The organism is Streptomyces nogalater (assembly GCF_039532885.1).
GTDB lineage: Bacteria > Actinomycetota > Actinomycetes > Streptomycetales > Streptomycetaceae > Streptomyces > Streptomyces nogalater.
Genome location: NZ_BAAASM010000004.1, coordinates 1 through 13,559, shown reverse-complemented (window position 1 = coordinate 13,559; position 13,559 = coordinate 1). Strand labels below are relative to the sequence as shown.

Annotated in this window: 14 protein-coding genes; 5 read left to right on the top strand and 9 right to left on the bottom strand. The window is 69.8% G+C overall.

Annotated features, from left to right (window positions below; genetic code table 11):
• Positions 1 to 112: 112 nt before the first annotated feature.
• The gene (locus ABD350_RS04950; RefSeq protein ID WP_344346492.1) at positions 113 to 331 is read left to right on the top strand and encodes a hypothetical protein; all 219 of its coding nucleotides are present in this window, start codon (positions 113 to 115) and stop codon (positions 329 to 331) included.
• A gap of 74 nt (positions 332 to 405) precedes the next feature.
• Here the strand turns inward: ABD350_RS04950 and ectA are convergent, their stop codons facing one another.
• The 9 genes from ectA to ABD350_RS04905 all read right to left on the bottom strand — a co-directional run bounded on the left by ectA (position 406) and on the right by ABD350_RS04905 (position 9,312).
• Positions 406 to 924 carry a diaminobutyrate acetyltransferase gene (ectA, locus tag ABD350_RS04945; protein WP_344346491.1) on the bottom strand — a complete coding sequence of 173 codons (519 nt, stop codon included), beginning with the start codon at positions 922 to 924 and terminating at the stop codon, positions 406 to 408.
• A gap of 26 nt (positions 925 to 950) precedes the next feature.
• Entirely contained in the window at positions 951 to 1,682 is a 732-nt protein-coding gene (locus tag ABD350_RS04940; RefSeq protein WP_344346490.1) for a 4'-phosphopantetheinyl transferase family protein, read from the bottom strand.
• Between the two features lie 161 nt (positions 1,683 to 1,843).
• The gene (gene cmlS / locus ABD350_RS04935; RefSeq protein WP_344346489.1) at positions 1,844 to 3,556 is read right to left on the bottom strand and encodes a chloramphenicol-biosynthetic FADH2-dependent halogenase CmlS; all 1,713 of its coding nucleotides are present in this window, start codon (positions 3,554 to 3,556) and stop codon (positions 1,844 to 1,846) included.
• An 11-nt stretch (positions 3,557 to 3,567) separates the two neighbouring features.
• Positions 3,568 to 4,194 carry an LbetaH domain-containing protein gene (locus ABD350_RS04930; RefSeq protein ID WP_344346488.1) on the bottom strand — a complete coding sequence of 209 codons (627 nt, stop codon included), beginning with the start codon at positions 4,192 to 4,194 and terminating at the stop codon, positions 3,568 to 3,570.
• A complete protein-coding gene (locus ABD350_RS04925; RefSeq protein WP_344346487.1) occupies positions 4,191 to 5,555 on the bottom strand; it encodes a class I adenylate-forming enzyme family protein in 1,365 nt (454 codons plus the stop codon). The genes ABD350_RS04930 and ABD350_RS04925 overlap by 4 nt, the downstream gene beginning before the upstream one ends.
• Entirely contained in the window at positions 5,552 to 6,250 is a 699-nt protein-coding gene (locus ABD350_RS04920) for an SDR family NAD(P)-dependent oxidoreductase (protein ID WP_344346486.1), read from the bottom strand. The genes ABD350_RS04925 and ABD350_RS04920 overlap by 4 nt, the downstream gene beginning before the upstream one ends.
• A gap of 18 nt (positions 6,251 to 6,268) precedes the next feature.
• The gene (locus ABD350_RS04915; protein ID WP_344346485.1) at positions 6,269 to 6,586 is read right to left on the bottom strand and encodes a hypothetical protein; all 318 of its coding nucleotides are present in this window, start codon (positions 6,584 to 6,586) and stop codon (positions 6,269 to 6,271) included.
• A 222-nt stretch (positions 6,587 to 6,808) separates the two neighbouring features.
• The gene (locus ABD350_RS04910; protein ID WP_344346484.1) at positions 6,809 to 8,062 is read right to left on the bottom strand and encodes a cation:proton antiporter; all 1,254 of its coding nucleotides are present in this window, start codon (positions 8,060 to 8,062) and stop codon (positions 6,809 to 6,811) included.
• A 299-nt stretch (positions 8,063 to 8,361) separates the two neighbouring features.
• Positions 8,362 to 9,312: a ParB/RepB/Spo0J family partition protein gene (locus ABD350_RS04905; protein WP_344346483.1), complete on the bottom strand. Its 951-nt coding sequence runs from the start codon at positions 9,310 to 9,312 to the stop codon at positions 8,362 to 8,364.
• Between the two features lie 847 nt (positions 9,313 to 10,159).
• On the opposite strand from ABD350_RS04905, the gene ABD350_RS04900 reads away from it, so the two are divergent.
• From ABD350_RS04900 to ABD350_RS04885, 4 genes are all read left to right on the top strand, one after another.
• Positions 10,160 to 10,573 carry an ectoine synthase gene (locus tag ABD350_RS04900; RefSeq protein WP_344346482.1) on the top strand — a complete coding sequence of 138 codons (414 nt, stop codon included), beginning with the start codon at positions 10,160 to 10,162 and terminating at the stop codon, positions 10,571 to 10,573.
• Between the two features lie 66 nt (positions 10,574 to 10,639).
• Positions 10,640 to 11,530 (top strand): ectoine hydroxylase, encoded by an 891-nt coding sequence (gene thpD / locus ABD350_RS04895; RefSeq protein WP_344346480.1) that lies wholly within the window; start codon positions 10,640 to 10,642, stop codon positions 11,528 to 11,530.
• Between the two features lie 128 nt (positions 11,531 to 11,658).
• Complete coding sequence (locus ABD350_RS04890; protein WP_344346479.1) at positions 11,659 to 13,008, top strand: CynX/NimT family MFS transporter; 1,350 nt, start codon at positions 11,659 to 11,661, stop codon at positions 13,006 to 13,008.
• Positions 13,009 to 13,111: 103 nt separating this feature from the next.
• The coding region (locus tag ABD350_RS04885; RefSeq protein ID WP_344346478.1) for an aminotransferase class III-fold pyridoxal phosphate-dependent enzyme at positions 13,112 to 13,559 on the top strand (448 nt) is incomplete at its 3' end.

Genomic DNA, 13,559 nt, shown 5'->3' with positions numbered 1-13,559 from the left:
CTGCTCGCGACGTCGCAAGGGTCACCCGATTGGGTGTATGTGACGGGCGGGCCCGCCGGAGGGGGGAGACGGTGGGGGCAGTGTCTGCAGACCTCCGTCAGAGGAGCCATTCATGATCATCAAGAAGTTGCACGAGGCGGGTGTGCGCAGTGACCATGCGTACACGGCCGCCGTCGCCTCGATCGGGCTGTCGTTCCTGTCGTGGGCGGCGTCGGTGAAGGGCGAATCGGCCGGCGTGGACCGTGCCGACCGGTGGGGGATCTTCGTCGGTGAGTGGGCCCCCACGTTCTTCGGTCTGGGGCTCGCGCTGGCCCAGTACGAGAGGGACTGACGGGACGGGTTCCCGCTCAGCCGTGGGGCCGGCCGGTGGCCGGCCCCACGCCCGTGTGAGGAAGAAGTCCGCCCTCAGGTGCGGGGGTTCAGTGGCCCGATGCGGTAGAGGACCTCGTCGTGGTCGCCGCCTGGGAGGTCCTCCGCGTGGAAGAGCAGTTCGGTGTGGGTGTCGGCGTCGTACGTCGTGGCGACCATGTGCAGCAGCATCACGATCGCCTTGTTCCGCCGGGACACACTCGTCTCCACGTACTTCGCCCCCGTGGCCAGCTGGGAGTCGATCGCGTGCACGAGGAGGTCGATGCCGAGGCCCGAGATGCCGTTGCCGGGTGTGACCGCCGCCTGCCAGATGAAGAACGTGTCCGGCGCGTCGGGCCGGCGGTAGCCGGTCATGAAGCCCACGATGTCGTCGCCGACGGTGGCCACCATGGAGGTCTCGGCGAAGTCCCGGAACCACAGCCGGTAGTGGTACGAGCTGTTGTCGTCGAGCATCGGCTCGTCGAGCACCATCCGCCAGACGGCTACGGCGTCTTCCGGAGCGGGCGTGCGGTAGCGGACGTCGGTGCCGGTCCGCTCCGGCGGTGAGCCTGTCATCGTTTCTTCCCTTCGTGTCAGGCGAATCACGTGTTCCTGGTGGCGGCCGGGGCGGACAGCGACCGCGGCTCCAGAGCGGTGATCCGGTGCGTGCTGGCGATCGCGGCGATCCGGCCGCCCTCCACCCACGCGTCCCGCAGGTGGATCGGGAACGCGGGCCAGTCCTCGGCGGGGCTCCCCTCGGGCCGGGCGAGCTCACCGCGCACCTCGATCCGGTTCAGCCGGGCCGCCAGGCCGTGTCCCGTGAGTTTGACGACGGCCTCCTTCCTCGACCAGAGCCGCGTGAACGCCTCCGGCACCTCCCCCGCGGGCAGCCGGGACAGGGCCGCGCGTTCGCCGGGTGTCGCCGCGCGGGTGAGGAGACGCCGCGGGACACCGGGGTACGGGGCGGTGTCGAGGTCGATGCCCACGAGGCCCTGGGCCACGACGGCGAGGAGAACCCGGTGGCGGGTGTGGGTGACCGAGTAGTCGTACCCGCCGTGGACGATCCGGGGGCGGCCGTGGCCGGCGCCGCAGCGGTCGCAGGTGCGCTCGATACGCAGATCCCGGGCCGGCCTGCCGGTGTACCGGTGGGCGACCAGGCGCTGCGCCGCGCGCGAGGTGACGAGCAGGTCGCGCCGTCCACCCCTGGGCATCGCCGCGGCGCGGGCCGCCTCGTCGGGGGCCAGCAGCGCTTCCCACTCGGGGCGTGTCCGCACGGGCACCGACCAGAGGTGGCACTCACCGGCGGCGGGCAGGACATCGACGGCCAACGGCATCGCTCCCCCTTCCGGCGAAGGTCCCGGACGGTTCCCGGCGAGGCACCGGCCGGTTCCGGATCGGTGCCGCGGACCCGACGGCCGGACCGGCGGCCCGGTCCGGTGACCCGGCGGCGGGTCCGCGGCGACGCACAGCGGCGTCCGTAGTCCGGCGTCCGGCGTCAGACCTCGTACTCGGTTCCCACTCCGTCGAAGCGGAGGCGGTCCTGGATGACGACCCGCTCGCCGTTCTTGTCGTAGCCGGTCAGCAGGCCGGCCTCCATGAGCCGGATGACGATCTGTGAGCTGAGTTCCTGCTGGTCGGCGTCGCTCAGTTCGCGGATCAGCTCCTTGTAGCCGACCTCCTCCTTGAGGAGACGGCTGAGGATCTGCCGGTGCCGTTCCTCCAGGGGCCACTTGATCATGTCGAGGCCGTCCTCGTTGGCGAGGACCTGCTTGGGCTCCAGGCGGAACGTCTCGGGATCCACCTTGTAGTACGGCTTGAGGGTCACCTCTTCGCCGTTCCACTCCAGGCGCTTGATGCGGTTGAGCCGCTTGGTCAACTGGCTGATCCAGCGCACGCGGGCGGGGTTGAGCTCGTCGTCGGTGAACTCGTCGCTCAGTTCCATGCGTTGGTGGCGGCCGATGCTCATCATGGTGGTCGCGCGGTCACGGAAGTCGGCCACCGACAGGGTGCCGTCCTCGCTGGTGGCGGCCAGCCGGGAGAACCAGCGCTTGTGGCTCAGGCGTCCGTCGTCGGACTCGCTGATGCGCCGCTTCGACCAGAACGCGGACTCCGGCTCGGTGAAGGAGGCCAGCGTGTAGAAGGAGGCGAGGAACTCGTGGTACTGCTCGTAGGTTTCGCGGTAGGCGCGGTTGTACCAGGCGTGGACCTCGTCGCTCTCCGCTTCCTGCCGGGTGATCCGGTCGATCGCGGCGGCCGCGGAGACGGCCGACTGCGTGGCCAGGTGCACGCCCTGGGAGAACAGCGGGTCGGTGAAGCAGGCCGAGTCGCCGGAGAGGAAGTACCGTCCGCCGGAGTACACCTCCGAGTCGTACGACCAGTCGTGGACGACCCGGACCTCCTCGACCATCTCCGCGTCCCCCAGGATGTCCTGGGCGCGGGTGGCCTTGGCAAGGGTCTCCCGGTAGAAGCGTTCGGGGCCGGCCTGCTTCACCTCGCTCGCCTTGGAGCGGTCGACGACCAGTCCGACGCTGAACAGGTCGTCCTTGAGCGGAATCATCCACACCCAGCCGTCCTCGAAGGTGATGGAGTACGTCGTCCCCTTGAGGTCGCCCTCGAAGGGGTCGGGGCGGCGGAAGTACGACCAGATGGCGAAGCTCTTGTAGAACTCGTCGTAGCGCCGCACATCGAGCTTGCGGGCCAGTGGCCCGTTGGCGCCGCCGGCGTCTATCACGAAGTCGAATTCCAGGCGCTTCGCGGTCTCCCCGCGGCCGGCGGTGAGCGACACCCCGCCGGGGTCCGCTATGTCGACATGGGACACCGGTGTGTTCTCGTGCACCTCGATGCCGCGTTCCCTGACCTCGTCGAGGAGCAGCTTGTCGAACTCCTTGCGCTGCACCTGGATGGCGTGGTCGAAGACCCATGGCGAGGTCCGCGGGGTGCTGAAGGAGAAGGTCCACGGAGCCTCGTCCTGTCCCCACAGGAACGTCGCCGAGGGCTTCTTGACGAAGCCGGCGGCATCGATCCTGTCCTGGAGGCCGAGCCGGTGGAAGATGGACAGCGAACCGGGGAGGAACGATTCGCCGACCCGGTAGCGGGGGAAGCTGTCGCGCTCGTAGACGACCGGTGTGTGACCGAGCCGGTGCAGGGTGAGGGCGGCGGTGCAGCCGGCGGGGCCGGCCCCGATGATGGCGACGGTCGATCCGTTCATGGGTGCTTCCTTCACGACTCGGTTGTCTTGAGGGCTTTGATGCGGATCGGGGAGAGGTAGGAGAACCCGCTCGCGGCGTTCTCGAAGAGGGTGAGGCCCGCCTGGAACCGGCAGGTGTCGCCGATGCGGACCTCGGGGGCGACGGTGCAGGCCAGGCCGAAGAAGTTCCCGTCCCCGATCTCCACGCTGTTGCCGGCGTGGAAGTTCGGGGCGAAGAAATTGCCCGAACCGATTCGGGAGTGGTGCCCGAACGTACACCGGTAATTGACGACGTTGTAGCTTCCGAGGACGGTGCGCACGCCGACGTAGTTGTCCGGTCCGATGATGTTGCCCTGTCCTTCGATCGCCGCGGGGTCGACCCGTGAGGAGGGGTGGACGACGTTGACCGCCTCCCATCCGCGGGGGGTGATGTACTCCTCGATCACCTCGCGCCGCTGCTCCGTGCCGGACACGGCGAGGACGACCTTGGTGCCCTCGCCCGGCGGGTGTGCGGCGAGCTTGGTCCAGGTTCCGTCCGGCGCGTGGACCTCCTCCCCCTCGACGGCTAGGTAGCGTTCGACGCCGAACCCCGAGTCCTCGGCGTAACGCGCCACCTCCCGCGCGAACTTGCCCGCCCCTATGACGGTCACGTCGGTCACGGCAGGCTCCTCTTCTTCTTGAACCGGGCCGATACGGGTATCTCGTCGACCACGGTCACCTTGGCGGGCATCTTGAACGGCTCGACCTTGCCGTCCAGGAACTCGCGGACGTGCCGGCGGACTTCGGCCTTGCTCATCGCGCCGTCGGGTTTGACGTCGACGTGCACGGCCTGTCCCGTGATGGAGTTCGGCTTTCCGTAGACGGTGCAGTAGGCGATGTGGGGGCTGCCCATGAGGATCGATTCGAGTTCCAGTGGGAGGACCTTCTCGCCGCCGACGTTGATGATCTCCTTGGCGCGGCCCTTGACCTTGATGTAGCCGTCCGCGTTCTCCTCCACGAGGTCCCCGGTGCGGAACCAGCCGTCGGCGGTGACTGCCTCGTCGGAGTAGTTGAGGTAGCCCATGAACTGGGTCCTGGTGCGCAGTTGGAGCTCTCCGTCCACCACCCGGTGCTCGACGCCCTCGTCCGAGATACGGAAGTACGTGCTGGACGACGACTCGCTCTGCGTGGTGGAGATGCCGGTCTCGCTGGTCCCGAACGTCTGCAGCAGCCGGGCCCGCGGGAAGGCGGCGTGGACGCGCTTGAGCAGTTCCTCCGGCATGGGCTCGGTCCCGTAGGTGATCAGCCGTAGGCTGGAGAGGTCGAACTTCTCGTGGAAGTCGCCGATGAGGATGAGGTTGAGGAAGGTCGGGCTGGTCGGCAGGAGGCGGATGCCGTACCGCTCGACCAGCCGGCAGATCTCCTCCGGTGTGCGCTTGTCCGGCAGCACGGCGGTCGCCGCGCCGCGTACGACGCCGAGCAGCGAGTTGATCCCTCCGATGTGGTCGGCCAGCAGGAACAGCAGGATGTGCGGGGGCTTCCTGCCCGCGCGTTCGCTCGTGCCGATCTTCTCCCGGACCAGGGCGTCGAAGTCGTGCAGGACCGCCTTGGGCGCCCCCGTCGATCCGCTGGAGAGCAGGACGAGTCCCGCCGAGCCGGACGCGGTCAGGGCTCCGTAGAGTTCCGAGGCCTCGCCCGGGGGCGCGTCGAACGGTGCGACGGTGACGCTCTCCGCCACGTCCACGATGTGCCGGGGGCGGCAGGCGCCGCGGACGGCCTCCAGGGTCGTGTCGGTGAACGTCACGACGGGCACCACCACGGCCTTGCGACGGTAGAGCGCGAAGAGCGCGGCGATCTGGGAGAAGGAGAAGTCTCCTTTCAGCACGACGGCGTCGTGCGGTGCGACTCCCGCCTCGTCCAGCAGCGTCTCGATCCGCCGGATCTCCCCGGCCAGTTCCGCGTACGTGCGGCCGGCCCGGTGGTGGACGACGGCGGTGCGGTCGCCCCACCGCTCCAGCCTGTCGATCAGGGTGTCCCTCATTGGACTCCTCCCAGATACAGCGTCTCTCCGGTGACGAAGGCCGAGTGGCCGGTGGTCAGGAAGTCGACGGGGCCGACGATGTCGTCCATCTCGCACATCCGCCCGATCGTCTGCCGCTCCACGACGGCGTCCAGGGTCTCCGGGGCGAGGGTCCGGGTGAGGACGGTGCGGACCGGCGGCAGGCCGATCCCGTTGACCCGGATGCCGAACACGGCCAGTTCCTTGCTCATGACGCGGGTCAGCTGTTCCACGGCGCTCTTGCTCGCCGAGTAGACGAGCTGGCCGTCCAGCGCCCACGGCACGGCGACCGTCGAGACGTTGAGGATCGCCGCGGTCCCCTCGGGACTCTTCTGGAGCAGTTTGGCGGCCTCCCTGCAGCAGTTGAGCACCGCGAAGAAGTTGAGGTCGAAGACGGCGCGAGCCGTCTTCTCCGGTGTCATCATGAAATGGTTCATGACCGAGGTGCCGGCGTTGTTGACCAGCGCGTCCAGGTGTCCGAACTCGCGGCGCACCGCGCGGAACATCGACCGTGCCTGCGCGGCGTCGGTCAGGTCGGTCTCGTGATGGCGGTATGCGGGGTGCCGGATGCTCGGCGGCCTCCGGCTGCAGCCGATCACCGTGTCCCCGCGGTCGAGGAAGTGCTCGGCCAGGGCCTTTCCCACGCCGGTCCTGGTTCCGGTGACTAGGGCGATCATCAGGGCGTCCCGTGCCGGTCACGCCGGCTGGGAGACGGCGACACCGGCCTCGGCCAGCTCGGCCTCGATGAAGTCGACGAGCCGGCTGACCCTGCCGAACGGGCTCACCCTCTGGGACACGGCCTTCTCCGAGGTCAGCGAGATCTCCTCGCCGTACGCGTCCTCGACGGCCTCCTCCACCTGGGTCAGGAAGTTGACGAGCTGCATGGAGTCGAAGACTCCGTTGTCCCCGTAGAGGGTGAGGGAATCCAGATCCGTGTCGGGGATTTTCTCGTCCCTGCGCTCGTTGACCTCCTCGATGACGTCCTGGATGAGCGTGAGAAGCCGGTCGTTCATGGTCGCCGTACCTTCCGATGTGGGGTGGCCGCGTATTCCGGGGCGGCGCGTTTCTCTTTCGTTCGGGGCGCCGTACTCAAAGCGGCAATCAGCTCTCGGAGTTGTGCCGCGAGTCTTTTCGATCGGGCCATGGGATTCCGCGTGCCGTGACGCGTTCCCACCCGGGTCACGAATGTGCCGGACCGCATTCCGTCGTGTCAAACAGGCCATGGAGGCAGCGGGTCAGGACAGTGCGCTCCACTCCCTTTGCTCGGCCTCCCGGATTTCCTCCTCGGCCGTTCGCTCGACGCGCGACATCGCCATGCGCAGGACCGGCGGCGCCAAGAGGGATGTCACCACGGCGACGAGGACCACGATGGTGTACGCCGCCACGCTGAGAATGCCGAGCCGCAGCCCCACCATTCCCACCACGATCTCGATGACTCCCCGCGCGTTGAGGCCGGCCCCCAGGGCCAGCGCCTCCCACCGGCCGAGGCCGCCCAGGCTCGCGCCGGCCCAGACACCGAGGAACTTGCCGAGCACGGCGACCGCGAGCACCCCCAGTCCGGCCAGGGCGGTGCCGGGATCCATCAGCGCGCCGAGGTCCATGCGAAGACCCGCGGTGGCGAAGAAGACCGGCGCCAGCACGGACAGGGCGATGGTGCGCAGCGGGGCCAGCCTGGCCGGTTCGACCTTCCCCTCCCGTCCGATGAGGACACCGCCGAGGAACGCGCCGAGAACCGGCTCCAGATGCAGCGCGTGGGTGGCGGCCGCCGCCAGGAGGATCACCCCGACCGCCGCGGCGGCCGGCGCCCCCGGCTCCGGGCTCCTGCCCACCAGCCGGAAAGTGTGACGGACCGCCCATCGTCCGGCGGTCAGTGCCACGACCGCCACGAGCGCCACCGAGGCGAGTGCCTCCACGACCGGCGCGCCGCTCATGCCGGTGACGGCGATCGACGACACGACGGACAGCGTGAACCAGCCGAAGACGTCGTCGATCACTCCCGCGGTCAGGGTGAGCTGGCCGACGGTGCGGTGGAGCAGCCGCATCTCCATCAGCGTCTTGGCGATGACCGGGATCGCGCTCACGCACATCGCGACGCCGAGGAACAGTGCGAAGACGCCCCGTTCCGTACCGTCCGGGACCAGTGCGGCGGGCAGCAGGAACGCCGTACCGACACCGAGGCCGAGCGGGACGATCAGGCCGCCGGCGCTGACCAGCACGGCCGTGCTGCCGCGCCGGCGGACCAGCCCCAGATCCAGGTGCATGCCCGTGACTCCGACGAGCAGCAGCACGCCGAGCTGGGCGACGGCGTCCAGCAGGTGCGCCTGTTCGCGGCCGCCGGGAAAGAGCCAGCCCGACAGGCCGGGGGTCAGGCGCTGGAGCACGGAAGGGCCGAGGACGACTCCCACGAGGAGTTCACCGACGACCGCGGGCAGGCCGGCGCGGGCGGCGATCCTGCCGAAGAACAGCGCCGACACCAACAGCAATGCCACTTGGAGCAGAAAGACCAGCAATTCGTGGGCCGCGAGTGGTGTGACCGTCGTCGGTGCGGACGAGAAAAGCACATGTCCTCCAGGGGAAAAGGGCCCGTCGGTGTCCGAACGCGTCCGGGACACCAGTTTTCAGACCTCACCCGTGGAAAACCAGCGGAGCCCCTTGGCCGCCGGGGTTGAACGCCCCGGCGACGAGGGGCTCCGCTTCGTATTTCCTCTTGCTCCGACACCCTGTTCAAGTTCCGTCGGCACCCTGTGTTCGAGTGTGGATTGTCATCAGTTGAACAAGGGCGTGCCCGCTAGTCCGGCCGTCCCGCGCGGTCTTCGAGTTCCCGGGCGAGGCTTCGCCACATGTCCGAGCACTGGATGGCCAGCTCCGCGACGGTTGCCGCCAGGTGCGGCGGTATGTTCTCGACGACGAGCGGATACTTCGCCTTGGCCTGGTACTGCAGGAACAGCCACCGCAGCAGTTCCCTGCCCGACTCCGAGAACCTGAGCGAGGGATCCCGCCGCAGCGACTGCAGCCGGGCCCTCATGTTCCGGGTCTTCCGCTCCCGTTCCCCAGGGGTGACCGGAGGCTCCCGGACCACCGCCTGAGCCGGCTCCGGCTCCGGCCGGCCATCGGGCTGCCGCGGTTGCCCGCGGTCCCTGGGCACGACGGGGTCCTCACCTCGCCGTATGCGTTCCCTGACGTCGTGTGCGGTGCCCACGGAGACCCCGGCCGCCTTCGCGATCTGCCGCAGTGGGGCGTGGGGGCGGGCCGTCAGCGCCTCGGCCGCCCGCCGTCTTCCCTCGGCGGCACTGAGCGGACGGCGACGGCCGTCCCTGCCCAGCCGGACCTCCTGGCGCGCGGAGCCGCCGTTCAGCCGCCGTCGGATGCCGCCGACCGTCTTGGTGGACAGCCCCGTGCATTCGGCGATCGCCCGGTCGGACATGTCCTGCCGGGAGGCGACGATGCGTTCGGCCGCCGACCGCCGGTCTTCCAGGGAGAGCGGGAGGCCGTGCCGGATGTTGGCCCGTACGGCTTCGACGAAGGCCGCCTCAGCGGTGCCGTCGAAGAACTCCGCCTTGATGGAGTGCCACCCTTTCTCCTTCGCCGCGCGGAGTCTGTGCATCCCGTCGATCACATGCATGGTGGACCGGTGGACCAGGATCGGCGGCCATTCGGTCTCGCTCTCGGCCAGCCTCCGCGCATGCCGCTCGTCCTCTCCCGCGAGGCGGGGGGAATCGGCCGGCTGAAGCTGGTCCACGGGGACCAGGTGAGGCACTGGCTCGCTGAGGACCAGGCCTTGCGGTCGTTCGCTGTGGTCAAGCTGAGCATCCATATCGGCCCCCAGCCGGTATGCCCGCATCACGGTGCGTGCGGATGGTCTCCGGCACGCCGTGTCCCGGCCTTTCGTGTCGCGCGCTCGACGTTCCACGGCGTGTAAGCGTTGACGACGTGTCAGCTCACGGCAGGCGCGGGATGTCCCACGCCGTCCGCCCGCTGTGTTCGGACGACTTCTGGTTCGTAGCGCTGTCAGCGTCGCATCCCCGAAAGGAGCGCGGACGTGCGTCCGATCAGAACCGGCCGTGCGGGACGGCCCCGCCGCGCCTGCCGCCGTGTGGGTGCGCGGACGCGTCGCAGGGGCGAATCGGCAGGGGCGCGTGCGGCGATTCGAAGGTTTTGTGAAGCAGGTGTCCTCCCCTGGCGTGGAGCCGAAGCGCGAGGGTACACAGCGATCCGTCAAGATCAACTCGGCGTCACGCGCGGGCAGTTGGCCGAAAATACGCGGCCGGGCGCGGCACCGGCCGGACCCGGGCCCATGGTTGCTACCGGGCTCCCCTGTTGGTCTAATGGGCTGACCAGGCGGACGCCGAGATTCCGTGGTGCGCCGGCGATGCGGGCCGGTGGCCCGGCCAGGATCAGCCAGTGGTCCGGCCGGTTCGCGCGTGGCCGTATTTCACTCCTGTGCGCTCCGAGTCCGAGGCCCGCGCAGGGGTACCGGCCCTGCCCATCACACCCGGCGCTCACGCGGGCGAGCGACCGAGGAGAGTCGCCCGCGCCGTGCGCGACGCCGCTTCACCCATCCACGACCCGAGGGGGCACGACCCGTCGTGATCGTCCGTTCATTCAGCGATATCGAGGGAACCGACCGGCACGTCAAGTCCAGGTCCGGCACCTGGGAGAGCAAGAGGATCCTCCTCGCCCGCGAGCGGGCCGGTTTCTCCCTGCACGAGACCACCGTCTACGCCGGCACCGAGACGTTCATGTGGTACGCCCACCACATCGAAGCGGTGCTGTGCGTCGAAGGGGAGTCCGAGCTGACCAACGAGGAGACCGGGGAGAAGCACTGGATCACACCCGGCACGCTGTACCTCCTCGACGGCCACGAACGGCACACCCTGCGCCCCAGGACCGACTCCCGCTACATCTGCGTCTTCAACCCGCCCATGACCGGCCGGGAGGACCACGACGAGCACGGCACGTACCCGCTGCTCACCGAGGCGGAGGAGGCGGATACGGCCTGAGACGGCAGCCCGGCCCCCGAACCGGGCACTCGCACCGGCACGATCGGCTCCGAAGGAGAGCACTGTATGAACACCACCGTGCGTCCCGACCTGTATCCGACCCGAGTCACCGGCGAGGCCGTGCCCCGGCCGCGGGTCGACCCCGTGGTGTGGGGTGACGCGCCGGGCCCGCTCGACGAGGAGCAGCTGGCCCGCTACGCGACCGGCGGCTACCTGGTCCTCGACGACCTGCTGTCCCCGCGCGAAGTCGAGGCGTACCGCGCCGAGTTGCGGCGGCTCGGCTCCGATCCGGTGCTGCGCGCGAGTGAACGCGTGATTCTGGAGCCGGGGTCCGACCGGGTGCGCTCGGTGTTCGAGGTGGAGAAGGTCAGCGAGCTGTTCGCCGAACTGCTGCACTCGCCCCGGCTCACGGACATCGCCCGGCAGGTCCTCGGCTCGGACGTGTACATCCACCAGAGCCGGGTCAACTACAAGCCCGGCTTCGGCGGCGCCCCGTTCGACTGGCACTCCGACTTCGAGACCTGGCACTCCGAGGACGGCATGCCCCGGCCGCGGGCGTTCAGCGTGTCCATCGCGCTGAGCGAGAACCTCCCGTGCAACGGGCCGCTCATGGTCATGCCGGGCACGCACAGGACGTTCGTTCCCACGGTCGGCGAGACACCGCCCGACTACCACAAGGAGTCACTGCGCGTGGAGCGCCTGCCCGTCGGCTCCCCCGCCCAGGAGCACCTGACGAGGATGGCCGAGCAGCACGGCATCGAGCAGATCACGGGCCCCGCCGGGACCGCGGTGATGTTCGACTCGAACCTGCTGCACGCGTCCAGCGGCAACATCACGCCGTTCCCGCGCTCCAACATCTTCATCGTCTACAACAGCGTGGAGAACACACTGGAGGCCCCGTTCGCCGCGGCCAGGCCGCGTCCGCAGCACCTGGGCAACCGGGAGTTCCCCGGCTGAACCGGCCCAAGAGACGGCACCCGCCGATCCGTTCGCGCCGGTCCCGTCCCGGCCGCCGCGGACGGGACGGGACCCGAGCCCTGACCGCACCCGACGTTCGGCACGCTGCCGCGCAGGACGAAGGCGACATGACCTCCACTCCCCGTACCACTCGTTCCGCAGCGGTCTGGACCCTCATCGGTCTGGTCCTGCTGACCCTCAACCTGCGGGCGGCCATCACCGGCGTCCCCCCGCTCCTGGACGAACTCCAGGACACGTTCGGGCTCACCGGTGTCGAGGTCAGCGTGCTCACCACGCTGCCGGAGCTGTGCCTGGGCGTCTTCTCCGCCCTCGCCCCCGTGCTCGCCCGTCGGATCGGCACCGAGGCGGCGATCACCGTGGCGCTCCTGGTGATCACGGCGGGGCTCCTGCTGCGCGTGGTCCCCGCCCAGTCCGCGCTGTTCACCGGTACGGTGCTGGCCGCGGCCGGGATGGCGACGGGCAACGTGCTGGTGCCGGCGGTCGTCAAGCGCGGGTTCCCCCACCGCGTCGGCTCGCTCACCGGCCTGTCGATGATGCTGCTGTCGGTCGGCGGCGCCGCCGGGGCGGGCCTGGCCGTCCCCCTGGACCACCTGGGCGGCTGGCGGCCCGCTCTGGCCGCGTGGGCGGTGCCGGCGCTGGTCGCGGCCCTGGTGTGGGGCCCGCTGGCGCTGCGCGCGCGCACGCACCGGCGGCGACGGCCGGGCGCCGGCGCCTCCCCGGCCGCCTCCCCGTCCGACCGGCCGGACACCCCGACGGGCGCGCCCACGGAGGCGGCGACCCGCGCCGCTGCGGCGCAGGGCTCGCTGCTGCGCTCGCCGCTGGCGTGGTCCGTGATGGTGTTCATGGGCATGACGTCGTTGATGTTCTACACGCTGACGGCATGGCTGCCCGGGATCATGCACGATCACGGGTTCTCGCCCGCCACCGCGGGGATGATGAACTCCGTCATCATCGTCATCGGCATTCCCCTCGGTTTCGTCGTGCCGGTGGTCGCGGCCCATATGCGCGACCAGCGGCCGCTGGTCCTCGGGGTCGTCGCCCTGATGGCGGTCGGTCTCGGCGGCCTGCTCCTGGCTCCGCGGGCCGGCTGGGTCTGGGTCACCGTCTTCGGAGTCGCCACGGGCAGCGCGTTCCCGATCGCCCTCACGCTCCTCAACCTCCGTTCCCCCGATGCCGCGACCACGGCGCGGCTCTCGGGCATGGCCCAGTCCGGCGGGTACCTCCTCGCCGCCTGCGGCCCCCTCACCTTCGGTGTGCTGCACAGCGTCACCGGTGGCTGGGAGGCGTCGATCTGGCTGCTGTTCCTGCTGGTGGTGCCCGAACTCGTCTGCGGACTGCTTGCCGCACGGCCCGGCTTCGTCCGGCCGGGCCCCGCCCGGCCGGACGGCCCCGAGGAGAGTCGTGGCGAGCCCGCGCGGGTCTCCGCGCGGTCCACCGAGGCGGACCGCGCGCGCTGAGAGACCGGCCGTCCCCCTGTCCGCGCCTTGCCCGAGCCGGGCGAAGCGCACCTTCGCACCTTCCACGTCGACCACAGCCGTTCGCCGAGCCCCGGGAGCACGCATGACCATCATGCCGCCCGACCTGAGCACCTTCGACAGCCTGGAATCGGAGGTCCGCAGCTACTGCCGCGGCTGGCCCACCGTCTTCGACCGGGCCCAGGGCAGCCGGATGTACGACGAGGACGGCCATGCCTACCTGGACTTCTTCGCCGGCGCCGGATCACTCAACTACGGCCACAACAACCCGGTACTGAAACGGGCGCTGCTCGACTATCTGGAACGGGACGGCGTCACCCACGGCCTGGACATGGCCACCACCGCCAAGCGCGTGTTCCTGGAGACCTTCCAGCGCCTGATCCTGGGCCCGCGGGATCTGCCGTACAAGGTGATGTTCCCGGGGCCGACGGGCACCAACGCGGTGGAGTCCGCGCTGAAGCTGGCCCGGAAGGTGAAGGGCCGCGAGGCGGTCGTGTCGTTCACCAACGCCTTCCACGGCATGTCGCTGGGCT